Below are 25251 nucleotides of genomic sequence, written 5' to 3' on the forward strand. Positions count from 1 at the left end.
GTCAGGCCCCGTCGGTGATGGGCTTGCGAACCAGCACCAGATAGGCCAGTGCGCCCATCAGGGTTACGCAGGCACAAATCATCAGCGCCAGGCTGAAGGACTTCGTGGTGTCCAGTATCCAGCCGGTAATCACCGGAGCAAAGGACGCGAAGATAAAGCTGGCGAAGTTTTGAATGCTGCCTACGGAGGCTGTCATGCGCGCGGTCACGTTAGCGTGGATCAGGCCCCAGCATGAGGTCCCCGCAAAGTGAATACAAAACAGGGCCATGCCAATCAGGGTGACGGCGCTGGTGGTCTCAGTGGCGCGCGTGACGAAGGCGGTAAAACCCGCAGACAGAACCATGCCGCTGACAATGCACACCTTACGGGTTTTAACCGCATCCCAGCCGCGTTTCACTAACGCATCCACCACATAGCCGTTGAGCAACATGCCGGCTGCGCCAAACAGGAAAGGAATCGCCGCCAGTAAGCCTGTGCTCTTAAGATCAAGGTGATAGGTCGACTGCAGATAACCCGGCAGCCAGGCAATATACAGCCAGGCGGTGTAGTTAATGCCGCTGAAGCCAATCATCATGCCCCACATGGTGCGCTGCTTAAACAGGCCGCGCCATTCACGAAAGCTGATCGGCGCTTTACGCGATGCCACGCTGCCCGCCTGCAGATAATGGATCTCTTCCGCACTTAAGGTGTTGTTATCACGGTCGCGATAAGTCATGTACCAGCCGATCGCGAGGAAAATCCCTAAAATACTGATAGTCACAAACATGCCGCGCCAGCCCAGCAGCAGCATCATGGCCGCCAGGATCGGCGGCGCCACCGATAATCCGATCATCGAGGCGGCGTTAAACATCCCCATCGGCATCCCGCGATCTTTAATATTGAACCAGTCATTGATGACCTTTACGCCGCATGGATTCATGGGCGCTTCACCCATCCCGAGGCCAATGCGCACCAACACGAACTGAGTAAAGTTATGCACCAGTCCGGACGCGGCCTGGAAAAGTGACCAGATGAACATGCCCACGCCCAGCATAATACGTGGGCCTTTGCGGTCCAGCAGGGCGCCAGCGGGCAGTTGTGCCAGCCCGTAAGCCAGCGAAAATGCCGAGAGCAGCACGCCAATTTCCGTCGCGCTCAGCCCCATCTCCTCACGAATCGTCATATTGGCCACCGACAGCGAGCTGCGATCAAGGTAGTTAATGATGGCGGCAAGCAGCAGCAACAGCATGGCGGTAATCTGGACTTTACGGATGCGCGGCGAGCGCACGATATCACTGCGCAACGGCACAAACGCCTCATCAGGTGCAGCGGCGGCGGGCGAGGTTGAACGATCAATAACCGATCTGTTTTCCATGGCAATCTCCCTGAGCAGGCGATTTATCATTATTGTGAGCATTAAGGATGCCCGACGGCACAGGGCCGCCGGCGCGTTGCGATGAAGAGTAAGGGCGATAAAGCAGAGATGTTGTAAAGTTGTTTCAAAATCGTGCGAGAGCTAATGCTTTGCGGTTTTTAATCGGTTTTTAATTGTACTGATTAATGCTGCGGATCATGGATCGCTTGGCTGTGGCCAGATGACTGTGCAGGGCGCAAAGCGCATCCACATCCCGGCGACCGATTAACGCAGACAAAATCGCCATATGCTCCTCCAGGGCAACGATGTTGCGCTGCTTCAGATCGCTTTCATCCCACTGATAGTGCGAATGGAAAATAACGGAAATAATCTCCAGCGACTGATTAAAGAACGGGTTATTGGCGGCAGACAGAATCAGCGAGTGCAACTGCTTATCCAGCGCCGCAAAATGGCGATAGTTGCTGGCAATGGTCTCACGCATCGATCGGTGCCGATCCAGTAGATCGCGCGCCTGAATCCAGCGTTCATCGTCCATGGGCAAATTTAAAAAACGCGTCAGGGCATGGGTTTCCAGCATTTCACGTAGCTCAAACAGCTTTTCCGCATACGTCTGCGAAAACTTTTTCATCTGCCAGTGGCCGCGTTTGACCGGTTCCAGCAGGTTGTAGCGCATAAAATGCAGTAAGAATTCGCGCACGGCCACCGGGCTGACATTGGCCTGCTTTGCCAGTTGCAGCTCGCTGAAGGTATCGCCGGGCTGCAACTGTCGCTGATTGATCAGATCGAAAAAACGCTTTTCAACCAGACTGGCCTGTTGATCAATCGGCGGCATCACCGCGTTCAGGCTGTCCTGCGCCTCCGGCGCGCGCACAATAACCCAGCTGTCTTTGACTTTTTCCAGTACGCCTCGCTCATGCAGATAACTCAGCACATGACGCACGGTCGTGCGGCTGACCGTGAACATTTCGGCCAGGGCGGCCTGCGGTGGCAGCGGCGACTGAACGTGGCCCTGGGCGATGCTTTCCAGCATATGGTTGATGACGTTATGGCGTAAATTTTGGCTGCGGCTCATGCGGGGGCTCCGGTTTTTTATGCATTAAAAACCATTGAAGGCCCAAAAAAGCCGTTCTGGTTCACAAAGTGAGAAGAGGGGAATACGGTGCCGCAGCCAGATTCGCCATAACTGCGCTTTTGATAACCGGAGAGGGGCCATGACCACTATGAAAGCCTTAGTCATCGCAGAACCGCGTTCGCTGGTCTGGGCTAAACGCCCTCAACCCCGGCCTGCCGCGACTGAAGCGCTGCTTAAAATCGTCAGCGCAGGCATTTGCGGCACCGACATTCATGCCTGGGCAGGAAACCAACCCTTTTTTAGCTATCCGCGTGTCCTCGGCCATGAACTCTGTGCGGAGGTGGTGGAGACAGGGGCTGCCGTTCACGATTTAGCCGCAGGACAGCGGGTGGCACTGATTCCCTATCTCTCCTGTTTTGAATGCGATGCCTGCCGCAGCGGTAAAACCAACTGCTGCGAAAACATTTCGGTGATGGGTGTCCATCAGGATGGCGGCTTTAGCGACTATCTTTGCGTACCGGCAGCTAACCTGCTGGTGGTGGACGATCTTGCGCCAGAAGCCGCAGCGCTCATTGAGCCTTTTGCCATCAGCGCCCACGCGGTGCGGCGAGCGGCGGTGGCGCAGGGCGAGCAGGTGCTGGTCGTGGGGGCGGGGCCGATCGGCCTGGGGGCTGCCGCCATTGCCGCTGCTAACGGCGCGCAGGTGGTGGTCGCGGATACCAGTGATTACCGCCGTCAGCACGTCAGCCAGCAGTTGGGCCTCTGTGCGCTCAATCCGGCTGATGCGGCGTTTATAATCTCACTGCGAAACGAATTTGATGGCAGGCTGCCGTTGAAGGTGCTTGATGCCACAGGCAATCCTGCGGCGATGAACGCGGCCGTGAGCCTGATTCGCCATGGCGGAACAATCGTGTACGTCGGTCTGCATAAAGGGGATTTGGTGATTCCTGACAGTGAGTTTCACAAGAAGGAGAGCACGATCATGGGTAGCCGTAACGCCACCCGTGAGGATTTTGATCGGGTGCGTGAACTCATGGCGGCCGGGACGTTACGTGCCGATATGATGCTCAACCGGCGTTTCGCGTTTTCGACACTGGCAGAACACTTTGAGGCGCAGGTCATCAACAATCGAGCGTTAATTAAGGGCGTTATCGATTTTGATCGCTGAAGCCGGAGACAACGGGGTGCGCTGTCTCCGCACGCGCTACGCCGTTCCGGAGAGCGACTGGAAAAAGTGGCGACGCACGGCGTCGGCATCCACGCCCAATGCGATGCGTTGTCGGGGCAAATCGCGAAAAGGGTTGTGACGGGAAGCCAGCGTGCTGATCTGGCGCACCGTCTGACCACAGGCGATGCCTTCGGTAATCACCCGCAGTGGGCTTTCCACCAGCGTAAATGCCTCGGGCAAACACAGCCAGGATATCGTCAGCGTGTCATGCAACGCCATTCCCGCAAATCCTTCCTTCTCAAGACTGTACGCCAGATAAGGGCGGCAGATCGCCCGCAGGATCGGCTGTTGCAGTTGATCCACCTCATCGCTATTGATCAACACTTTATGGGTAACATCCAGCGGGATCAGCATAACCGGCAAGGCCGAGGACAGGACCTGATCCGCAGCATGAGGATCTTTCCAGATATTAAATTCACTGAACGGTGTCACATTCCCGCTGTGGCCATCGGTACCAAAGGCGCCGCCCATGATGACCAGTTCTTTGACCAGCGGGATAATATCCGGTGCCTGATTGATGGCGCTGGCGATATTGGTAAGGGGACCGATTGCCACCAGTGTAATGACGCCGGGATTAGCACGAACGCTGTCGATAATAAACTGCACGGCACCGGGCGCGTCGTCGCTAAACGGATTATCAAACGCATCCCCTAAACCGTCTTCACCATGCAGCCTGGCAGGTGCGCTCGGTTCCCGTGCCAGCGGACGGGCGCAGCCGCGGTACACCGGCACGTCAATCGCCATTTTCTGGCAAAAGAGCCGCGCATTTTTCACCGCCTGGCCCACGGCAACGTTGCCGAATACCGTGGTAATGCCCAGCAGATGTTGCGTCCGCGCGGCATAGGCCAGCGCAAAGGCATCATCCACGCCGATATCAGTATCAAAAATGACAGTGCGCACAGGATTCTCCAGAAAGCGTGAGCGCCTCACCCGGGGCGACAATCATTGTGCGGGCGCGGCAAGCGTAAAAGCCGTCATTTATTTAAGCGGAAAACGGAAAAAGGGGAAACCTGAATTCTCCCCCCTTTTAAGGCTACCCGCGTCGGGTTTTTAACGCTGCATGTCAGCCGCACATCACGGGCGCGCGCGTTCACATGGTCTGAGTTGCCAGTCAGAAAAAGGCATCGTATGATTGCCTGCGCAAGGTGATGGCGTTCCACCTTCCCCAACCGCCAGCAGGTTTCCCCTGCGGCTGATGACGCCTGACACTATCCTTTATCCTTTCGTGGGAGCGGGAGCGTCAGGTGCCGGTATTTGCTGACCCTCCACCGTCTTCTGCACAATGCCTGTTAACGGGAGTATAAGATGTTAAAACCGCTATTCGCTGTGATCGTGGGCGGCAGCGTAGGTTGTGTACTGCGTTGGTGGTTCGGTATGCGTTTCAATGCGTTTTTCCCCAATCTTCCACCGGGTACGTTGCTGGTGAATCTGATTGGCGGCTTTGTGATCGGGGCGGCCATGGCCTGGTTTATCAAAAATCCCCAGCTCGATCCCGCCTGGCGGTTACTGATCATTACAGGCTTATGTGGCGGTCTCACCACGTTTTCCACGTTTACCGCAGAGTTAATGACCCTGTTGCAGTCCGGAAAATATCTCTGGGCCATGAGCAGCGCGCTGGTGCATGTCATTGGCTCGTTGCTGATGAGTTTTGCCGGTTTCGCGCTGATTAACCTGTTGGGTTAACGCCGCCGCGAAACCGGATGCAGTCAGTCCTGCAGACACTGAGCGATGAAGCTGGCGGCGTGCAGGGCGCCCTCGGCTGAAATCGTGTGGCCAGTCTGTGGCTCAATCAATGCCTCGACCGGAACCGCCGCAGCTTTCAGGCGGGCCGCGGCTGACTCGCTTTCGCTGACGGGGATCACCGCATCAGCCCGGCCATGGATCAGCAGGGCTGGCGTATGCGCGAGAGGTGTCAGTGGGCCGTCAAAGGCCAGTCGGCCGGAAAATGCCACCACGCCCGCCAGGGGATAACGGCCAGAGGCCAGTAGATCTAGCGCCATGATCGAGCCCTGAGAAAAGCCCACCAGGATGACCTTCTCCCAGCATTCTGCCATATCATGCTGCGCCATCAGGTCACGCAGAACGCGGTCAAACGCCTCACGGGCTTCGCGAACCCGCCCTGGACGGTTTTCCGGCGTAATGCCCGCCAGACTGAACCACTGATAGCCCATGCCCTGTTCAAAAGCATAAGGCGCATCCGGTGAGGCAAAGACCACATCGGGTAACAAGCTTGCCCAATAGTCGCCGACAGGTGCCAGATCGTCGCCGTTACTGCCTACGCCGTGCAGAAAAATCACCAGTGCTTTTGCCATGCCGGTTCCTGTAAAAGTTGTGTTGTCTGACAGGTATTTGAACAGTTACACCGGTTAACGTCAAAATCAAACTGACCGCCGGGAAGGCCGCCTGTCGTTCAGGGGAAGGCAAACATTACGTGCCGTCTCCCTTTCCCTGTAACGTAAAACCTGCTTGACTGAAACGTCACCGCTTGCCGTCTGGAGTTATGCATGTCGTTGTTTACCCTGAGCACGTTATCCGACATTCCCGCCGCTGAATGGGATGCGCTGCTGCCTGATGATCAGCCTTTTTTGCGCCATGCCTTTTTGCTGAGCCTTGAAGACAGCGGCAGCGTCAGGCCGGAACGGGGCTGGCAGCCAGCCCATCTGGTCTGGCGTGAGCAGGGTGAACTCTGCGCCGCGCTACCCGGCTACCAAAAAAGCCATTCACAGGGTGAATACGTGTTCGATCACGCCTGGGCCGATGCCTGTCAGCGAGCCGGTATCGCTTACTATCCGAAATGGCTCGGTGCCATTCCCTTCAGCCCGGTAACGGGCGCGCGCGTGCTGGGCAAATCCGATGCCGCTATCCGTCTGCTGTCGAGGCTGCCAGACTGGCTGGAGCGCCAGGCGTTGAGTGGCGCGCATATCAATTTCACCGACTCTCACGCTAACGCGCTGCTGGCGGAACAACCCGACTGGCTGGCGCGGCTGGGCTGCCAGTATCACTGGCACAATCGCGGCTATCGCGACTTCCAGGACTTTCTGGATACGTTGATGTCACGCAAGCGCAAACAGCTGCGCAAGGAACGGGAGCAGGTCGCCCTGAACGGCTTTGAATTTGACTGGTATCGCGGCGATCAACTGCGTGAAGATCAATGGGATTTTGTGTACACCTGCTATGCTAACACGTACTCGGTGCGTGGTCAGCGTCCTTATCTGACGCGTGCCTTTTTTAGCTTACTGGCCGCGCGTCTGCCGGAAAACATTCGCGTCGTCATTGCCCGTTTGCAGCAGCAGCCCGCAGCGATGGCTTTTTACCTTAAAGACGGGGAAAGCCTGTATGGCCGCTACTGGGGCTGCCTGGCGGAATTTAACCAGCTTCACTTCGAAACCTGTTTTTATCAGGGGATGGATTTCGCCATCGCCGAAGGCCTGCAACGCTTCGATGCGGGCGCGCAGGGCGAACACAAGCTGGTGCGTGGTTTCGAACCGCAGATTACCCACTCCTGGCACTACCTGTGTCACCCCGGCCTGCGCGCCGCCGTTGACGATTTTTTGCAGCAGGAGCGGCAGGGCGTTCACCTGTGGGCCGAGGAAGCCCGGGACGCCTTGCCCTACCGACGCGGCGACTAGTCCGCCCCGACAAACCCGCCGGTCTGGTGTTGCCAGAGCCGGGCATACAGGCCATTTTGTGCCAGCAGTTCCTGGTGGCTACCGATTTCGACAATCTGGCCGTGTTCCAGCACCACCAGCCGGTCCATTTTTGCAATCGTGGACAGACGGTGAGCGATGGCAATCACCGTTTTCCCCTGCATCAACGACTCCAGGCTTTCCTGAATCGCCGCTTCCACCTCTGAATCAAGGGCGGAAGTGGCTTCATCCATGATCAGAACCGGCGCGTTTTTCAGCAACACGCGCGCAATGGCTATACGCTGACGCTGCCCGCCAGACAGTTTTACGCCGCGCTCACCGACATGCGCATCCAGCCCTGTCCGGCCCTGGGAATCCGACAGCAGCGGGATAAATTCGTCGGCGCGGGCGCGACGGATAGCCAGTTGCAGTTCTTCCTCGCTGGCATGGGGCCGGCCATAGAGCAGATTTTCGCGGATAGAGCGGTGCAGCAGCGAGGTATCCTGGGTGATCATGCCAATCTGGCTGCGCAGGCTTTCCTGCGTCACCTCGGCAATACACTGACCGTCAATCAGGATGCGCCCGCCGTTCAGGTCGTAAAGACGCAACAGCAGATTGACCAGCGTTGATTTTCCGGCACCGGAAGGTCCAATCAGGCCAATCTTTTCTCCCGGTTTAATGGTCAGGTTCAGGCCATTAATCACCTGCCGCTCGCCACCATAGTTAAAACGGATGTTGTCGAAGCGAATCTCCCCCTGCGTCACCCTGAGCTGTTTTGCCTGGGGCGCATCCTGCACGCTAAGCGGTTGGGAAATGGTGTTCAGTCCGTCCTGCACCATGCCGATATTTTCAAAAATGCCGTTCACCACCCACATCACCCAACCGGACATATTAACAAGACGGATAACCAGGCCGGTCGCCAGGGCAATGGCACCGACGCTAATCAGCGATGCGCTCCACAGCCACAGCGCCAGGCCGGACGTGGCAACAATCAGAACGCCGTTGAGCGTCGACAGCGTCAAATCCATGCTGGTTACCATGCGGTTAGCCTGCTGCGTTTTGTCTGTCTGCTCCTGAATCGCCTCACGTGCGTACTGCCGCTCCAGGTCGCTATGGGCGAACAGCTTGATGGTAGCTATATTGGTGTAACCATCCACAATCGTGCCCATGAGTTTCGAGCGCGCTTCTGAGGACACCACGGAACGGGCCTTTACGCGCGGCACAAAATAGCGCAGCGCCGCGCTGTAAAGCACAATCCAGATAATGAGCGGAATCATCAAACGCCAGTCCGCTTCGGCGAACAGCACCAGCGCCGTCGCGGCGTAGATCAGCACATGCCAGATGGCATCGACCAACTGCACCGCAGAATCGCGGAGCGAGTTACCGGTTTGCAAAATGCGTTGCGCAATCCGGCCCGCAAAATCGTTCTGGAAAAAATTCATGCTCTGACGCAGAACGTAGTTGTGGTGCTGCCAGCGAATCATGCTGGTCATGCCGGGATTAATGCTCTGGTGAACCAGCATATCGTGCAGCGCAATAAACACCGGCCGCAGTATCAGGGCGACGCAGCCCATCCAGAGTAAGGTTGGCCAGTTATCGTGGAACAGCGTAGCCGGGGTGGAATGGTTAACCAGATCAATGATGCGGCTCAGATAACTGAACAGCGCCACCTCAATGAGCGCGCCCACCAGCCCCACCACCAGCAGTGCTGCGAAGCTCGGCCACACCTGGCGCAGGTAGTAAAAATAAAAAGGCCAGACCCGTGAGGGCGGCATATCGGTGGGGGCATCCTGAAAAATATTGATAAAACGTTCGAAACGACGATACAACATACAGTTACTCTTTCCGTTCGATAAGAATTACAGCTTAGTGCATGTGTACGTCCGATTAAAAAAAGGATTCTCTATGGATATCACTCTGCGCGGCCGTGAACCACATGATGCAGCGGCTTACCAACGTCTTTACGGCCATCCGGCGGTTTTCCCCTGGACGCTGCAATTGCCGTTTCCCAGCGTCGCCACCTGGGAAAAGAAATTCGCAAAAATGGATGCCGAGGGCTTCATCAATTTTGTTGCCGAAGTAGACGGCGAAATGGTTGGTGAGCTGACCTTGTTTACAAATCATAATCCGCGTACGCGTCACTGCATCAGCTTCGGCATCGGTGTCAATCCGGCGTTCTCAGGGCGCGGCATTGGCGAGCTGTTGATCCGCACGGCAATGGATTATGCACGTAACTGGCTGGGCATCACCCGCATGGAGCTTGAGGTGTTTCATGACAATCATCGGGCGCTGGCGCTGTATGAAAGGCTGGGTTTTGAGCGCGAAGGGGTGCGTCGTCAGGCATCCTTACGTGAAGGTAAACTTCATGATGTGGTGATGATGGCCAAACTGCTCAACGTGGCGTAACGACCGCGCATTGCCCGTTTTGCGCGCGGCGTTAAGGTCAAAAGTCGCGCAACATGTTTAAACGTTGTTCTGTGCCACAGTTCGCACAAAATGCCCTGCATAAAACCCATCGCCTGCCGATATGACGGTATCACCCACTGATGCTCTGGAGGGCGATTGTGATAAAACTAATAACGATCGACGAACTGAAAACGGGCATGTTCGTCCACAAACTTGAGGTCTGGTGGTTTAAAGACAAACGTATTCGTAATCAGATGCTGATCACCGATCCGCAGCAGGTTGCGATGTTCCGGCGTGAAGGTATTCAGCGGTTATGGATTGATGAAGAGAAATCGATTTCATCACCACCTCCTGAGCCAGTCCATACCGCACCCTGCCAGCAGGCTCCCTTTACGCAGGAACGTGAACAGGCACAGCAGCTGTTTGAACAAGGCAAAATCAAGGTCCTGGCGCTGTTTAACGAAGCGCGAATGGGTTGCGGCCTCGATCTGAGCAGTATGATTGATATTGTGGATAAAATAGCCGGTTCGATTGAGCGCGAGCCCAGCGCACTTCTGCGCGTGGCACAACTGAAAGATCACGATAATTACACCTACCTGCACTCCATGGCGGTCTGCGGCTTGATGATCGCCCTGGGTAAAAAGCTCGGCCTGGATGCGCATCAACTTCAGCGCGTTGGCATGGGAGGGTTGTTACATGACATTGGCAAAGCGGCCGTACCGCTCAGTATCCTGAATAAACCGGATAAGCTGAGCGACGACGAGTTTGCCATCATGTGCGAGCATCCGATAGCGGGTGCACAGATGCTGATGGAAGCGAACGCAGGGGATGACCTGGTCGATATTGCCCTGCATCATCATGAAAAATATGACGGCAGCGGTTATCCCTACCGTCATAAAGGCCATGAGATTAGCGTCTATTCCCGTATGGCCACCATTTGTGATGTGTACGATGCCCTGACCTCAACGCGTCCTTACCGCGAGGGCTGGACACCCGCACAGGCTTTACAGTCGATGCTAGCCTGGCGCGGGCATTTTGACACAACGCTGCTGCATGCGTTCGTTACGACAATCGGTCTGTATCCGGTGGGGTCGCTGGTGCGGCTGGCATCGGGACGTATTGCACTGGTGGTCAAGGCGGGCGAACAATCGCTTCAGAAGCCGCGCGTACATGTTTTCTGGTCGTTGCACGCTAAGCGCCCCGTCAGACCAGAAGTGGTCGATCTGGGGGACAGTTTTTGCACGGACAGCATTGTCTGCTCGGAGAGTCTCGCGGCCTGGCCAACGATCGACCTCAACCGGGTCTGGTTGCTGGACGTTGCCTGAGCCAACGTCGCCATTTTTATACCTTTTTTACAGCGTGCCAGTGCTTTTTAACCCTTTCTTTATGTGACTCAGCGCAAGCTATTCAGCAAATCCAAACCTCTGGAGGTTGCTGTGAGTGCAGGCGTGATAACCGGCATTGTGCTGGTCGTGTTGTTGCTGGGCTATTTAGTGTATGCCCTGTTGAATGCGGAGGCCTTCTGATGGCGGCCAATGCATTTTTACTGATCGCGGTGTATCTGCTGGTGCTGATGGTGTTGGCACAGCCGCTGGGACGTGGTCTGGCAGCGCTGGTGGCGGACAAACCCCTTTTTACCCGTGCCGAAGCGCTGTTTTGGCGCGTCGCCGGGGTACAGCAAGGCGATATGCGCTGGCCGCAATACCTGCTGGCCATTGTGCTGTTCAACCTGTTCGGCCTGATCCTCCTGCTGGCTATACTGCTGCTTCAGGACAAGCTCCCGCTCAATCCACAACATTTTCCGGCCTTGAGCTGGGATCTGGCGCTTAACACCGCGATTAGCTTCGTCACTAACACCAACTGGCAAGCTTATTCAGGCGAAAGCACCCTGAGCTATTTCAGCCAGATGGTGGGCCTGACCGTGCAGAACTTTTTCTCTGCCGCGACCGGTATCGCTGTCGCCTTTGCCCTGATTCGGGGCTTTGCGAATCGCTCGATTGCAACCCTGGGTAACGCCTGGCGCGATCTGACGCGCGTGACGCTTTACGTGTTATTGCCCGTCAGTCTGCTGATGGCGCTGTTTTTTGTCAGCCAGGGCAGCATTCAGAACGTCCTGCCTTATCAGACGATTACCGGCCTGGATGGGGCGCAGCAAACGCTGGCAATGGGCCCGGTGGCCTCGCAGGAAGCCATCAAAATGCTGGGCACCAACGGCGGCGGCTTTTTTAACGCGAACTCTGCTCACCCGTTTGAAAACCCCACCGCGCTGACCAACTTCGTGCAGATGCTCAGTATCTTCCTGATACCGGCCGCGCTGTGCTTTGCCTTTGGCGAATGTGTGAAAGACCGTCGTCAGGGCAACATGCTGCTGTGGTCAATGACGCTGATGTTTGTTGTGGCGGCGGCCTTCGTGATGTGGGCGGAAGTGAACGGGAATCCGCACTTCCTGACGCTGGGCGCGGACAGCGCCATCAATATGGAAGGAAAAGAAACGCGCTTTGGCATTCTCAATTCCAGCCTGTTTGCGGTTATCACGACCGCCGCGTCCTGTGGTGCGGTGAATGCGATGCATGACTCGTTCACGGCCCTGGGCGGCATGGTACCTATGTTGCTGATGCAACTGGGCGAAGTGATCTTCGGCGGTGTCGGTGCGGGCCTGTATGGGATGTTGCTGTTCGTGTTGCTGGCGGTGTTTATCGCCGGACTGATGATTGGCCGTACTCCCGAGTTTCTCGGCAAAAAAATTGAAGTCTGGGAAATGAAAATGACCGCCCTTGCCATTCTGGTGACGCCCGCGCTGGTGCTGATCGGTACAGCCATCGCCATGATGACCGACGCTGGCCGGGCCGGTATGGCTAACCCAGGCACCCACGGCTTCAGTGAAGTGTTATACGCCGTATCGTCGGCCGCCAACAACAACGGCAGTGCCTTTGCCGGTCTGAGCGCGAACACGCCGTTCTGGAACGTTTTGCTGGCCATCTGCATGTTCCTGGGGCGCTTTGGCATCATCCTGCCGGTAATGGCGATTGCCGGTTCTATGGCCGGTAAAAAAATTCAGCCGGTCGGTAACGGGACGCTGCCAACGCATGGTCCGCTGTTTATCGCGTTGTTGGTGGGCACCGTCCTGCTGGTGGGCGCACTGACCTTTATCCCCGCTCTGGCTCTGGGTCCGGTAGCCGAGCATCTGCAACTTATTCAGGGACATTAATCATGAGTCGTCAACAACAGGTGTTTGACGCAGCGCTCTTGCGCACTTCAGCAATCGATGCCGTGAAAAAACTCGACCCACGCGTTCAGTTTCGTAATCCGGTGATGTTTGTCGTCTACCTGGGCAGTCTCCTGACCACGGTACTGGCGGTGCTGATGTCTACTGGCTATCAGACCGGCAGCGCCAGTTTTACCGGCGCGGTGTCTGTCTGGCTGTGGTTTACCGTGCTGTTTGCGAACATGGCAGAAGCGCTGGCCGAAGGGCGCAGTAAAGCCCAGGCGAACAGCCTGAAAGGCGTCAAAAAAACCAGCTTTGCGAAAAAACTGTCGGCTGCGCATTACGGTGCAAAATGGCAGCAGATTGCGGCCGATGAGCTGCGCAAAGGGGATGCGGTATTAGTGGAAGCGGGCGACGTTATCCCGTGCGATGGTGAGGTGGTCGAAGGGGGCGCATCGGTTGATGAAAGTGCCATCACCGGGGAATCCGCACCGGTGATTCGTGAATCGGGCGGTGACTTTGCCTCGGTAACCGGCGGGACGCGTATTCTGTCCGACTGGCTGGTCATCACCTGTAGTGCAAACCCCGGCGAAACCTTCCTGGATCGCATGATCGCGATGGTGGAAGGCGCACAGCGCCGTAAAACGCCCAATGAAATCGCCCTGACGATTCTGCTGGTGTCCCTGACGATTGTGTTTCTGTTAGCTACCGTCACGCTGTGGCCGTTCTCCGCCTGGGGCGGTACGCCGGTGACCATCACCGTGCTGGTTGCGTTACTGGTGTGCCTGATCCCTACCACGATTGGTGGTTTACTCTCCGCCATCGGCGTCGCGGGGATGAGCCGAATGCTGGGGGCAAACGTGATTGCCACCAGTGGTCGTGCTGTCGAAGCGGCCGGGGATGTGGACGTGCTGATGCTGGACAAAACCGGCACCATCACACTGGGTAACCGCCAGGCGACCCAGTTTTTACCGGCCCCCGGCGTCACAGAAGAACAGCTTGCCGATGCCGCCCAGTTGGCCTCGCTGGCGGATGAAACGCCGGAAGGTCGCAGTATCGTGGTCCTGGCGAAGCAAAAATTTAATCTGCGTGAGCGGGACCTGAGCAGCATGGGAGCCAGTTTTATTCCCTTCTCAGCCCAGACGCGCATGAGCGGTGTGAACGTGCAGAACCGCCTGATTCGTAAAGGGGCGGTCGATGCGGTGCGCCGTCATATTGAAGCCAGTCACGGTGCGTTCCCGGCAGAAGTAAACGCCCGGGTGGAAGAGGTTGCCCGTGCGGGCGGCACCCCGCTGGTGGTCGCTGAAGGCCCGAAAGTGCTGGGCGTGGTCGCGCTGAAAGATATCGTCAAGGGCGGGATCAAAGAGCGCTTTGCCGAACTGCGCAAAATGGGCATTAAAACCGTGATGATTACCGGTGATAACCCGCTGACCGCCGCCGCGATTGCAGCCGAAGCGGGCGTGGATGACTTTTTGTCGGAAGCGACACCCGAAGCCAAACTGGCGCTGATCCGTCAGTATCAGGCCGAAGGCCGCCTGGTGGCGATGACCGGCGACGGCACCAACGATGCGCCTGCGCTGGCGCAGGCCGATGTCGCGGTCGCGATGAACTCGGGGACGCAGGCCGCAAAAGAGGCAGGCAACATGGTCGATCTGGATTCCAACCCGACCAAGCTGCTGGAAGTGGTCCATATCGGTAAACAGATGTTGATGACGCGCGGATCGTTAACCACGTTCAGTATCGCCAACGACGTAGCCAAATACTTCGCCATTATTCCGGCGGCGTTTGCGGCTACGTATCCTCAGCTCAATATGCTCAACGTGATGGAGCTGCACTCACCGTCCTCCGCGATTCTGTCGGCAGTGATTTTTAATGCCCTGGTAATCGTCTTCCTGATTCCGCTGGCCTTAAAAGGCGTGAGCTACCGGCCATTAAGCGCCGCATCACTGCTGCGCCGTAATTTGCTGATTTATGGATTAGGTGGACTGCTGGTGCCGTTTATCGGTATCAAAGCGATCGATATGTTGCTTGTGCTGTTTGGTATGGCCTGAGGAGAATAAAATGAGTCAGTTACGTCCGGCAATTTTTCTGCTGCTGCTGCTAACGGTTGTATGTGGCGTAGTTTATCCTTTGCTCACGACCGGGTTGGCGCAGTGGCTGTTTCCCTGGCAGGCTAACGGATCGCTGTTAAAGGTAGAAGGTGAAGAACGGGGCTCTGTACTTATTGGGCAGGCTTTTAGCCAGCCTGGCGAGTTTTGGGGCCGTCCTTCTGCCACCGGCGACAAACCGTATAATCCCCTGGCATCCAGTGGCAGTAACCTGGCCGCGAGTAATCCGGCACTCGACAAAGCGGTGGCTGAACGCGTTGCCGCGTTACGTGCAGCCAATCCGCAGGCCAATGGGCCGGTGCCGGTGGATCTGGTGACCAGTTCAGCCAGTGGGCTTGATCCAGAGATTTCGCCACAGGCAGCGCTGTGGCAGGCACCGCGCGTGGCGGCGGCCCGTCAGTTGCCGCTGGCGAAAGTGGATGCGCTGGTGGACAGCCTGACCCAACGTCCGCTGCTCCCATTTATCGGCGAACCCACGGTGAATGTGCTGCAACTCAATCTGGCGCTGAACGATCTTAAATAAGTAAAAGGACGCTATGAATCACGAACCGCTGCGCCCCGATCCGGATGCGCTGTTACAGGCCAACAGTGACAGCCATCGCGGTAAGCTCAAGATCTATTTTGGTGCCTGTGCGGGGGTAGGGAAAACCTACGCCATGCTGCAGGAGGCGCAGCGGCTCCGTGCCCAGGGACTCGACGTGCTGGTCGGCGTGGTGGAAACCCACGAGCGGCCGGAAACGGCCCAGCTTCTTAACGGACTGGTGGTGCTGCCGCGTCGCGCTACCGGCCGATCCCGCCATGCTGAATTCGATCTGGATGCCGCGCTGGCACGTCATCCGGCGGTCATCCTGATGGATGAACTGGCTCATACCAACGTGAAAGGCTCGCGACATCCCAAACGCTGGCAGGATATTGAAGAACTCCTGGATGCGGGCATCGATGTGCTGACCACAGTGAACGTTCAGCACCTGGAAAGCCTGAATGATGTGGTCGGCGGCGTTACCGGCATTCAGGTGCGTGAAACCGTACCAGACCCGTTTTTTGACAGCGCCGATGAAGTGGTGCTGGTGGATCTGCCGCCTGACGATCTCCGGCAACGCCTGAAAGAGGGCAAGGTCTACATTGGCGATCGCGCCGAGCGGGCCATCGAAAATTTCTTCCGCAAAGGCAACCTGTTTGCGCTTCGTGAGCTGGCACTGCGCCGCACGGCCGATCGGGTAGACGACCAGATGCGCGCCTGGCGCGACAGCCAGGGACGGGACAAGGTCTGGCACACGCGCGACGCGATTTTGCTCTGTATCGGAGACGATACGGGCAGCGAGAAACTGGTTCGTACGGCGGCACGGCTGGCCGCCCGGCTCGGCAGCGAATGGCATGCTGTCTATGTTGAAACGCCGCGCCTCAACCGCTTACCGGAGGCCCGTCGCCGCGCCATTTTGCGGACGCTCAAACTGGCGCAGGAGATGGGCGCGGAAACGGCAACGCTCTCCGATCCCGACGACGCTCAGGCGGTGCTGCGCTACGCGCGGGAACACGATCTGGGCAAGATTGTGACCGGACGGCGTCCCGTGCGACGCTGGCGACGCGACAGTTTTGCTGAGCGGCTGGGGCAACTGGGCCCGGATCTGGATTTGCTGGTAGTGGCACTCAATGAGCCCATGCAGGATGCGCCGCATCCTTTAGCCAGCGACCGGGTTAACAGCGACAAATGGCGCATGCAGTTGCGCGGCGTCATGATGGCGCTGGTGCTGTGTATTCTGGTCACCGCCGCCGGACAATCGGTGCTGATCAGCTTTGATCCGGCCAACTGCGTGATGATCTACCTGCTGGCGGTGGTGATCGTGGCCCTGCGTTATGGCCGATGGCCATCCGTGATCGCCACGGTCATCAACATTATTGCCTTTGATCTGTTTTTTGTGGCACCGAAAGGCACGATTGCCGTCTCCGATTTACAGTACCTGGTGACCTTTGGCGTGATGCTGGCGGTCGGCGTGATCGTGGGTAACCTGACGGCGGGCGTGCGCTACCAGGCACGCGTCGCGCGTTATCGCGAACAGCGCACCCGGCAACTGTATGAAATGGCTAAATCGTTGGGCAGCGGTCTGACACCCGAGGATATCGCGGCCACCAGTCAGCGCGTGCTCGACGCCACATTGCAGGCCCGATCTCTGCTGCTGCTGCCGGATGAGCAGGGCGAGCTGCAAACCCTGGGCAACGCGCTGCCGGGAAATGAACCGGACTGGGCTATCGCCAAATGGAGCTACAGCAAAGGTCAGCCAGCCGGCGCAGGCACAGACACGTTACCGGCCGTGCCCTACCAGATTCTGCCGCTGAAGGTAGGAGAATCCTGTCGCGGGCTGTTGGTCGTCGAGCCAGAAAACGTGCGCCAGCTGATGATTCCCGAACAGCAGCGGCTGTTAGAAACCTTCACCGTCCTGATTGCGAACGCGCTGGAACGTCTGGCGCTGTCGCAGAGTGAAGCGGCTTCGCGGCTGGCCGCCGAGCGTGAACAGTTACGCAATGCCCTGTTGTCGGCGCTGTCTCACGATTTACGCACGCCCTTAACCGTGCTGTTTGGTCAGGCGGAAATGCTGATGCTCGACCTGGCCAGTGATAATTCAAAGTATGTGCCCCAGGCCAGCCAGATTCGCGAACAGACCCTGAGCACGATTCGTCTGGTCAGCAATATGCTGGATATGGCGCGTATTCAGTCCGGCGGTCTGAATTTACGGGAAGAGTGGCTGGCTCTCGAAGAGGTGATCGGCGGGGCGCTCAGTAGCATGGCACCGTCGCTGAAAGGAAAGGCGGTCGAACTCGATCTGCCTGCGGATATCGTCCTGATTAAGGGAGACAGCACCTTGCTGGAGCGGGTGTTTACCAACCTGATCGAAAACAGCCTCAAATACGCCGGTAACTGCGCGCCGCGCGGGATCCGCGCCTGGTGTGATCATGCCCGCCTGGAAATTGCCGTCTGGGATGGCGGTCCGGGCATCGCGGAACAGGACATGACCCGTATTTTTGATAAGTTTTCGCGTGGCGACAAAGAGTCGGCCGTGCCTGGCGTCGGACTGGGACTGGCCATTTGTAAAACCATCATTGAGAGTCACGGCGGTCAGATCTGGGCGGAAAATCGCCCGGAAGGTGGGGCCTGTTTCCGCCTTTCTTTACCCTTGCCGCCCGCACCTGAAATTTCTCCTGAAGGGCTGAAATAACTTCACAGATGATCGGTTATAATGCGCGACTTTACTGCTTATGACTGGGAAATTATGGAACGTTTTACCGAAAACCTGATGTATGCATCGCGCTGGCTGTTGGCTCCCGTTTACATTGGACTTTCGCTGGGATTACTGGCACTGACCATCAAATTTTTCCAGGAAATTGTTCACCTGTTGCCCAACATTTTTAGCATTGCAGAAAACGATCTGATCCTGCTGTTGCTGTCACTGGTGGACATGACGCTGGTCGGCGGGCTGCTCGTGATGGTGATGCTGTCTGGCTATGAAAACTTTGTCTCCAAACTCGATATTGATGAGGGTAAAGAGAAGCTGAGCTGGCTGGGTAAGATGGATTCCGGCTCGCTGAAAAACAAAGTGGCGGCGTCGATTGTGGCTATCTCCTCCATCCACCTGCTGCGGGTGTTTATGGACGCGCGCAATGTCGAAAACGATAAGCTGATGTGGTACGTGATCATCCATCTGACCTTCGTTTTGTCGGCCTTCGTGATGGGCTGGCTGGACAGCATGTCGCGGGCAGAGAAGAAAAACGTGTAACCGACGGCACGCGTTATCCGCGCCGGCGACTGACGTCGCTTTTCCCGCGAGATGCCGGCGTCAGCCTGACGCCGGCCGTGCCCCCGCCAGATGAGGCAACACCGCCTTGATCATGGCAAAAAACGCAGTCAGCCGGGCAGGATAATAGCTCGCCCAGGGATAGGTCAGCCATACCGGTAACGCCGGAGCCTGCCATTCCGGCATGAGCTGGACCAGCCTGCCCTCTGCTAAATCCTCTTGTATCACCCACGACGACACGATGGCGGCCCCCAGGCCCGCCAGCGCGGCTTTGCGTACCGCATAGAGGCTGTCGCTGCTTAAAACAGGGGCGATCGGCAGATTCACCGGTTCACCTTTGTCCTGATGCTGTAACGCGATTTCGTTACGGTAGAAGCTGGTTAACGCGAGCCAGGGCAACGCGCCCAGCTGTTCGACCCGGGTGATCGGTGCATGCTGCCGGAGCAGTTCAGGGGCCGCGACAACAATGCGCGGCACTTCGGCCAGCAGTACCGCCACGACCGAAGGATCGGTAGGCGCGCCGACCTGAATGGCGCAGTCAACGTTCTCGGCCACAAAATCGGGTGTTCTGTCGTTCAGCATCCACTCTATGCGTAAACGGGGATAGCGGCGCATAAAGTCCACCAGCGGGGCGACCAGTTGATCCTGACCAAATGCATGTGGCGCGCGTACCCGCAGTGTCCCGACGGGATCGCTGCCTGCGCCGGTTAAATCGTCTTCCAGCGCATGCCAGGTGGCGAGCAGTTGCCGTGCCTGTGCATAACAGCGTTCGCCATCATCGGTGAGCTTGAGCGCGTGCGTCGTGCGCAATATCAGCTTCACGCCGAGCCCGTGCTCAAGCGCCTGCAACCGACGGCTGATAGTGGGCTGCGTTGAGCCAAGTTGCACTGCGGCGGCAGACAAACTGCCGCTTTCGACAATGCGAATAAAGGTATGCATCAATGCGATACGATCGTTATTGCTGAAATTGATCATGCGCCCCACGTATAACCGTTTTGTTTTTTATCAGTCTACCGCGTATGCCAAAAACAGGCTTTACTTGCCACACGCTTTTTTCGAGGATTTCACTATGACAGTGGTACTCAACCTGAACCGGCATTCAACTGAGCGCCTGCCTGCGCCCCTTGTTTTTACGTTAGCAACCGGTGCGGGTCTGAGCGTGGCATCGATTTACTACAGTCAGCCCATGCTCGACATCATCAGCAAGCAGTTCCAGATAAGCGTTGGCAGCGTCGGTATGGTGCCCATGTTAACCCAGGCGGGTTATGCGCTGGGGATCCTGCTGCTGGCCCCGCTCGGCGATCGTCACGATCGTCGCACCATTATTTTAATCAAAGGGTTACTGCTAGTCATGGCGCTTCTGCTGTGCGGCTTTTCCGGCGGCATCAGCGCACTGCTTATCGCCAGTTTTATCACCGGCCTGACGGCGACCGTGGCGCAGGACATTGTTCCGGCGTCGGCCGCGCTCGCCCCGGTGGCCAGCCGGGGTAAAACGGTTGGCACGGTGATGACGGGTTTACTGGTCGGCATTTTATTATCCCGTGTCGTTAGCGGTGTGGTGGCGGAGTATTTTGGCTGGCGCACCATGTACATGATTGCGGCTGTGGCCGTGTTGCTGATCAGCCTGACGCTGTGGCGCGTACTGCCGCGCTTTACGCCGGGTACGTCGGTAAGCTATCCCCGCCTGCTGTTGTCACTGGTGCACTTATGGCGTGCGCATCAAACCCTGCGGCGTGCGGCGCTGGCACAGGGACTGCTCTCCGTGAGTTTTAGTGCGTTCTGGTCAACGCTGGCGATCATGCTTAGCGACCGCTTCCATTTTGACAGTGCCATTGCCGGTGCTTTTGGTCTGGCAGGGGCGGCAGGCGCGCTGGCGGCGCCGCTGGCCGGGAACGTGGCGGATCGTATTGGCCCGGCGCGCGTCACCCAGTTTGGTGCCGGTCTGGTGACGCTCTCTTTCGCGCTGATGTTTTTACTGCCTTTCCTGCCGCTGTCTGCTCAACTGGCCGTCATTATTATCAGCACAATAGGTTTTGACTTAGGCGTGCAGGCCACGCTGGTGGCCCATCAGACATTGATTTACGGTCTGGTTCCCGAGGCGCGTAGCCGGCTAAATGCCCTGCTGTTTACCGTGGTGTTTATCGGTATGGCCAGTGGGGCGGCACTGGGTAGCCTGGCGTTGGCGCACTGGGGCTGGAATGGCGTTGTCGTGTTATCCACCGTTGCCGCCGCTGTCAGCCTGTTAATCCGCCTCGCCAGTCGTCACCTCAGGGACTGATTCTTCCGCCCGCCAGCAAATGTGCCAGGCTTAGTCATAAACTCAATTAAAACGGTGCGTTATGAACTTCATTGCCTGGACAGCTGCGACGGGCTGTCTGCTGTTATTAATGTCGCTGGCATCAGGGTGGATCCACCGCGGCCCCGTGACCTCTTTTGGTCTTTTTTTATTAACCGGGATCGCCTGTGGGCCGTGGGGATTTGATGTGATTGAAATCGATATCCTCCGCCATGCTGAACTGGTCGCGCATATTACCGAGATAACGATGGCCGCGTCGCTGTTCATCACCGGGCTCAAGCTGCGTCTGCCGCTGAAAGCCAGGCAATGGCGCGCGGGCAGCCTGCTGGCGTTTCCGGCCATGTTGTTGACGGTCGCCGCAATGACGCTGCTGTCTCACTGGCTGGTGGGGCTGTCGTGGCCGATTGCGCTGGCCTTTGGTGCCATTGTTGCGCCCACCGATCCTGTGCTGGCCAGCCTGATTTCCGTCAGCGATGCGCAGGACGATGATGCCCTGCGCGTTGCGATATCCAGTGAGGCGGGCATGAATGATGGTTCGGCGCTGCCGTTACTCATTCTGGCCCTGTTGCTGTTTAACGGTGAAAGTCTGGGCACGGGCATGCTGGCACGCTGGGCAGCCATTGATGTGGTGTGGGCCATTGGCGGCGGCATTCTGCTGGGGTTTGGTCTGGGGCGGTTAGTCGGCCTGCTGGCCGCACGGCTTCGTCATGCGCATGGTGATGTCGCACCCAATGACTTTCTGGCGCTGGCGCTCATTGCGTTGAGCTATGCCCTTGCTGAATCGCTGGGCGCGTCGGGCTTTCTGGCTACCTTTGCGGCAGGCCTGGGATTACGTCGGGCTGAACTGGGTGTGTTCAAACGTTATCAGCCTGATGATATGCCGGATGACGATCGGGTGCTGCCTGCGGAAGCACTGGTCAATCCCAACCAGCGTTTACAGCAACACGGTAGCGGTATGGTGAAATCGGTCGGTTTAGTGGTAGGCGACGCGCTGTCTTTTGGCGATACTATTGAGCGTTTACTGGCGGCCACAATGATGGTGGTCCTCGGCGTGACGCTGGCCCATCACTGGAACATGCAGGGCGTGATGCTCGGCCTGTTGCTGTTTGTGGTCGTCCGGCCACTCGCCGTATGGCTGGTCACGCTGCGCTGCGGCGTATCGCTTCCTCACCGTTTGCTCATCGGCTGGCTGGGGATTCGCGGTATAGGTAGTCTTAATTATATTGCGTTTGCCTGGGTCCATGGTATGGGCGGCTCGCAGGCAACGATGATGGTTGATATGGCGCTGACGCTGGTGGTATGCAGCATCGTGGTGCACGGCGTGTCGGTAACGCCGCTGCTAAACTGGCGCCAGGCCCGACTGGATGCAAAGCAGCGCCAGTCATGAAAGTGGGTTAACTGATAACAGGAGAAGACGATGAAGATATCTCAGATACTGTTGCTGAGCGTACTGGCCTCTGGCAGTGCGCTGGCGGCAGACGACACGGAACAAAGTGCTTACGCCAGCCAGCTGTGTCACATCGTGAGCAGTGAAAAAAGCGTATCGACAGCCGATCAGTATGTCGAAAAAATGAAATCCAGCGTCGCAGGATCGCAGTCCTCTTCCGCCTTCAATAAACCTGAATTTGACGAGGAACTGGCGAATGAAGTCGCCAGCGCATGGCTGCAGCTGGGTGACGAAGAGCGCGCTAAACTGCGTAAAAATACGCAGCAGTGTGAGCAAACGGTGATGACGCAGTTCCAGCAGGAAGATTAACCGCAGTTAAATCGTCAATAAACGCGCTAAAATGGCGCGTTTTTTAATGGATTTTCATGCCCGATTGCGTACATAATCGCCAGCGTCTTCACCAAACGTGCGATACATAATAAAAACGCAGCGGACCGACAGGGCCGTCTGACCTTTCTGGCATAGATTTAACAGGCATCATGATTACGCGTCGACGCTTTATTTTCGGCACAGGAGCGCTTGCGCTTTCACTGGCTACCAGCAAACTGTTTGCCCGCGATGATATTATTCCCCTCTGGCCGGACGAACCGCCCGGCGGTGGCGGCCCTGGCGGAAAATTACGTGTTGATGCATGGGGCTCCTGGTCGAATATCGTCAGCCCGGCGATTCAGCGTTTCAGACCTGAAAACCCCAACGGTGAAGCGGTGCTCATCGCGGCAGGCGGCGGCTACCGCTGGATCGGTATGGGACGTGAAGCCTGGCCCGTTGCACACTGGTTAAATGCCAACGGCTATACCGCCTATGTTCTCAGCTACCGTTTGCCGCGTGAAAAGTGGCAGGCCGGGAATCTGGCGCCTTTACAGGATGCCCAGCGCGCGCTGCGTCTGCTTCGCTCATTCGAACGAAAAGTGCATGTATTAGGATTTTCGGCCGGTGGGCATTTGCTGGGGATGGCGGCGGCGCGTCCGGACTTTCAGTCCTATCCCCCCATTGACAGAGTGGATCAGGAAATCCCCAAAGCGGACAGTGTCGGGCTGATTTATCCGGTCATTACCCTGGAAGCCCCTTATCAACATACCAATACACATCTGATGATGGTCGGTAATGATGCCAGCCCACAGGAAGAAGCCAGTTGGTCTGTGCAAAATTACGTCACGCACGCTTATCCGCCAACCTTCCTGGCGCAGGCTGGTGACGACCACACTTCAAAACCCTTTAACACGCAGTTAATGCGCGATACCTGTCGCCGCAATCGCGTGCCGGTTCAGTTGATTCAGCTTTCCAGCGGCGGGCATGGTTTTGGCCTGGGTAAAGCGGGCACGCCGGCTGCGCTGTGGGATCAGGCCTATGTGAAATGGCTGGAAAACCTTGATCAGAACCCCTCGCCGTTGACGCATCGGTCTGCCACTGTCCTTTAGTTATTCTGGCAACGCCAGTCATAAAAAAAGCCGGCAGTTGCCGGCCTCGCTAAAACAGCGATTCTCAGGATTGAAGCGACACAGGGCAAAGCATGTGATAAAGCACGGTCACTGCGATTAAAACTGATAGGTCAGGCCCATCCCGACGCTGTCTTTCGTAGTGATACCAGTAGCACGAGTAAAGTCATTATCTTTCAACAGGTTAATGCGGTAATCCACATAGGTCAGCATGTTCTTGTTGAAGTAGTAATAGGTGCCCACCGCAATATACTTCTGCATGGTCTGACTTCCACCGGCAAAGTTGCCTGCGCCTTGCAGGTTTTCCCCACGCTGCGTGACAAAACCAATGGAAGGGCGTAAGCCGTTGAGGAACTGATATTGCGCAATGGCTTCGAAGTTATGCGTCTTGTCAGCAATCTGCGACAGCTGGCCGTACGGGGTCACATCGTTGGCCTCACCGTACATCGCGGCAAGGTAGATTTGGTTCGCATCGTATTTGGCCGAGGTCACCCATGCCGTCGCATCGTCACCCTGACCGTCCGCTTGCTGTGTCAGCGTACGATTGGCTTTCATACCGGCCGCAGCAATGCTCAAACCATCGGTAATGCTGTAGGTCAGACCGGCACCGTAGCCGTCGCCGTTTGCCAGCTTAGCGGTTGAGCGGTCGTTTTTCCCCTGATACTGAAGAATGACCTTCAGGCCGTTCCAGTCTGGCGAGTGCCAGGTGGCCAGGCCGGTTGAGCGTTTTGACAGGAAGTTGTCGTTGGTGGTCATGGTGCCGGAACCGTAAATCGGTGCCATATCGGTGTAAGCCGATGCGGTATACAGCACGCCAAAGCTGCGGCCGTAATCGAATGAGCCAAAGTCAGCCAGTTTCAGACCTGCAAAACCCAGACGCGTCGCATTCCCGGTTTGTGCGTCAGTGCCGCCTTCACTGTGGTTCAGCTGGAAGTTATATTCCCATTGACCATAGCCTGTCAGCTGATCGTTAATTTGGGTTTCACCTTTAAAACCCAGGCGCGCATAAGAGTTATCACCATCTTCGGCGGTATTGTCCGAAAAGACATGACGCGCATCGACTTTACCGTACAGATCAAGTTTATTACCGTTTTTATTATAAATTTCAGCGGAGCATGCAGAAAATGAGATCAGCAAACACAGTGCATGCGGCGCGCATATTTTTATTTTACGTTGCATATCATCTACCCTTTAATGTTGGTGAAGCATGAGGTTTATTTCCGCACAAGGCGGCATTGTTCAAAAATGTCAGTTTCGTTATGACGAAATAATTAAAAGCGTTACG

22 protein-coding genes and 1 riboswitch are annotated in these 25251 nt (G+C 56.9%); of the genes, 15 read left to right on the plus strand and 7 right to left on the minus strand.

Translation table 11 applies throughout. The annotated features are described in order from the left end of the window. Window position 1: 1 nt before the first annotated feature. Both C1N59_RS01140 and C1N59_RS01145 read right to left on the minus strand, forming a co-directional pair. Window positions 2–1354, minus strand: coding sequence for an MFS transporter (locus tag C1N59_RS01140; RefSeq protein ID WP_394550193.1), 1353 nt, complete (start codon window positions 1352–1354; stop codon window positions 2–4). Window positions 1355–1523: 169 nt separating this feature from the next. Further along, window positions 1524–2426 carry a GntR family transcriptional regulator gene (locus C1N59_RS01145; protein WP_054632905.1) on the minus strand — a complete coding sequence of 301 codons (903 nt, stop codon included), beginning with the start codon at window positions 2424–2426 and terminating at the stop codon, window positions 1524–1526. A 139-nt stretch (window positions 2427–2565) separates the two neighbouring features. Between C1N59_RS01145 and C1N59_RS01150 the strand changes: the two genes are divergently transcribed. Continuing rightward, window positions 2566–3594, plus strand: coding sequence for a zinc-binding alcohol dehydrogenase family protein (locus tag C1N59_RS01150; RefSeq protein WP_394550194.1), 1029 nt, complete (start codon window positions 2566–2568; stop codon window positions 3592–3594). A gap of 36 nt (window positions 3595–3630) precedes the next feature. On the opposite strand, the gene C1N59_RS01155 is transcribed toward C1N59_RS01150, so the two are convergent. After that, the gene (locus C1N59_RS01155) at window positions 3631–4554 is read right to left on the minus strand and encodes a nucleoside hydrolase (RefSeq protein ID WP_054632907.1); all 924 of its coding nucleotides are present in this window, start codon (window positions 4552–4554) and stop codon (window positions 3631–3633) included. Window positions 4555–4789: 235 nt separating this feature from the next. After that, a riboswitch (Fluoride riboswitch) is annotated at window positions 4790–4866 on the plus strand. A 93-nt stretch (window positions 4867–4959) separates the two neighbouring features. Here C1N59_RS01155 and crcB point away from each other — a divergent pair. Continuing rightward, on the plus strand, window positions 4960–5337 hold the full coding sequence (gene crcB, locus C1N59_RS01160; protein WP_394550196.1) for a fluoride efflux transporter CrcB: 378 nt from the start codon (window positions 4960–4962) through the stop codon (window positions 5335–5337). A gap of 23 nt (window positions 5338–5360) precedes the next feature. On the opposite strand, the gene C1N59_RS01165 is transcribed toward crcB, so the two are convergent. Then, window positions 5361–5966 (minus strand): alpha/beta hydrolase, encoded by a 606-nt coding sequence (locus tag C1N59_RS01165; protein WP_394550197.1) that lies wholly within the window; start codon window positions 5964–5966, stop codon window positions 5361–5363. 192 nt (window positions 5967–6158) lie between these two features. Between C1N59_RS01165 and C1N59_RS01170 the strand changes: the two genes are divergently transcribed. Next, entirely contained in the window at window positions 6159–7283 is a 1125-nt protein-coding gene (locus C1N59_RS01170; protein WP_394550199.1) for a GNAT family N-acetyltransferase, read from the plus strand. Here C1N59_RS01170 and C1N59_RS01175 read toward each other — a convergent pair. Then, on the minus strand, window positions 7280–9112 hold the full coding sequence (locus tag C1N59_RS01175; RefSeq protein ID WP_394550201.1) for an ABC transporter ATP-binding protein: 1833 nt from the start codon (window positions 9110–9112) through the stop codon (window positions 7280–7282). The two genes, C1N59_RS01170 and C1N59_RS01175, sit on opposite strands and share 4 nt — an antisense overlap. Window positions 9113–9185: 73 nt before the next feature. On the opposite strand from C1N59_RS01175, the gene C1N59_RS01180 reads away from it, so the two are divergent. From C1N59_RS01180 to C1N59_RS01215, 8 genes are all read left to right on the plus strand, one after another. Continuing rightward, window positions 9186–9686 carry a GNAT family N-acetyltransferase gene (locus C1N59_RS01180; RefSeq protein WP_006121137.1) on the plus strand — a complete coding sequence of 167 codons (501 nt, stop codon included), beginning with the start codon at window positions 9186–9188 and terminating at the stop codon, window positions 9684–9686. 158 nt (window positions 9687–9844) lie between these two features. Continuing rightward, window positions 9845–11011 carry an HD-GYP domain-containing protein gene (locus C1N59_RS01185; RefSeq protein WP_039342807.1) on the plus strand — a complete coding sequence of 389 codons (1167 nt, stop codon included), beginning with the start codon at window positions 9845–9847 and terminating at the stop codon, window positions 11009–11011. Between the two features lie 111 nt (window positions 11012–11122). Beyond that, window positions 11123–11212, plus strand: coding sequence for a K(+)-transporting ATPase subunit F (gene kdpF, locus C1N59_RS01190; protein WP_033738296.1), 90 nt, complete (start codon window positions 11123–11125; stop codon window positions 11210–11212). Next, on the plus strand, window positions 11212–12894 hold the full coding sequence (gene kdpA / locus C1N59_RS01195; protein ID WP_033738293.1) for a potassium-transporting ATPase subunit KdpA: 1683 nt from the start codon (window positions 11212–11214) through the stop codon (window positions 12892–12894). Before kdpF ends, kdpA begins: the two co-directional genes overlap by 1 nt. A 2-nt stretch (window positions 12895–12896) precedes the next feature. After that, window positions 12897–14942 (plus strand): potassium-transporting ATPase subunit KdpB, encoded by a 2046-nt coding sequence (gene kdpB / locus C1N59_RS01200; protein ID WP_054632913.1) that lies wholly within the window; start codon window positions 12897–12899, stop codon window positions 14940–14942. A 10-nt stretch (window positions 14943–14952) separates the two neighbouring features. Beyond that, window positions 14953–15522 carry a potassium-transporting ATPase subunit KdpC gene (gene kdpC, locus C1N59_RS01205; protein WP_394550202.1) on the plus strand — a complete coding sequence of 190 codons (570 nt, stop codon included), beginning with the start codon at window positions 14953–14955 and terminating at the stop codon, window positions 15520–15522. A gap of 13 nt (window positions 15523–15535) precedes the next feature. Then, on the plus strand, window positions 15536–18211 hold the full coding sequence (kdpD, locus tag C1N59_RS01210) for a two-component system sensor histidine kinase KdpD (RefSeq protein ID WP_054632914.1): 2676 nt from the start codon (window positions 15536–15538) through the stop codon (window positions 18209–18211). A gap of 54 nt (window positions 18212–18265) precedes the next feature. Further along, window positions 18266–18769, plus strand: coding sequence for a TIGR00645 family protein (locus C1N59_RS01215; protein ID WP_006121131.1), 504 nt, complete (start codon window positions 18266–18268; stop codon window positions 18767–18769). A 60-nt stretch (window positions 18770–18829) separates the two neighbouring features. Here C1N59_RS01215 and C1N59_RS01220 read toward each other — a convergent pair whose 3' ends face one another. Beyond that, complete coding sequence (locus tag C1N59_RS01220; RefSeq protein ID WP_325992866.1) at window positions 18830–19762, minus strand: LysR family transcriptional regulator; 933 nt, start codon at window positions 19760–19762, stop codon at window positions 18830–18832. Window positions 19763–19856: 94 nt separating this feature from the next. Here C1N59_RS01220 and C1N59_RS01225 point away from each other — a divergent pair, with 94 nt between their 5' ends. The 4 genes from C1N59_RS01225 (at window position 19857) to C1N59_RS01240 (ending at window position 23948) form a co-directional block, all read left to right on the plus strand. Then, window positions 19857–21065 (plus strand): MFS transporter, encoded by a 1209-nt coding sequence (locus tag C1N59_RS01225; RefSeq protein ID WP_394550204.1) that lies wholly within the window; start codon window positions 19857–19859, stop codon window positions 21063–21065. Between the two features lie 61 nt (window positions 21066–21126). Further along, window positions 21127–22470 carry a cation:proton antiporter gene (locus C1N59_RS01230; protein ID WP_006121128.1) on the plus strand — a complete coding sequence of 448 codons (1344 nt, stop codon included), beginning with the start codon at window positions 21127–21129 and terminating at the stop codon, window positions 22468–22470. 30 nt (window positions 22471–22500) lie between these two features. Continuing rightward, window positions 22501–22839: a hypothetical protein gene (locus C1N59_RS01235; protein ID WP_006121127.1), complete on the plus strand. Its 339-nt coding sequence runs from the start codon at window positions 22501–22503 to the stop codon at window positions 22837–22839. A 170-nt stretch (window positions 22840–23009) separates the two neighbouring features. Beyond that, the gene (locus C1N59_RS01240) at window positions 23010–23948 is read left to right on the plus strand and encodes an alpha/beta hydrolase (protein ID WP_006121126.1); all 939 of its coding nucleotides are present in this window, start codon (window positions 23010–23012) and stop codon (window positions 23946–23948) included. Window positions 23949–24065: 117 nt separating this feature from the next. Here the strand turns inward: C1N59_RS01240 and C1N59_RS01245 are convergent, their stop codons facing one another. Then, window positions 24066–25145, minus strand: coding sequence for a porin (locus C1N59_RS01245; protein WP_006121125.1), 1080 nt, complete (start codon window positions 25143–25145; stop codon window positions 24066–24068). Window positions 25146–25251 lie beyond the last annotated feature (106 nt).

The sequence above is a fragment of the Pantoea sp. SGAir0183 genome (assembly GCF_043545505.1).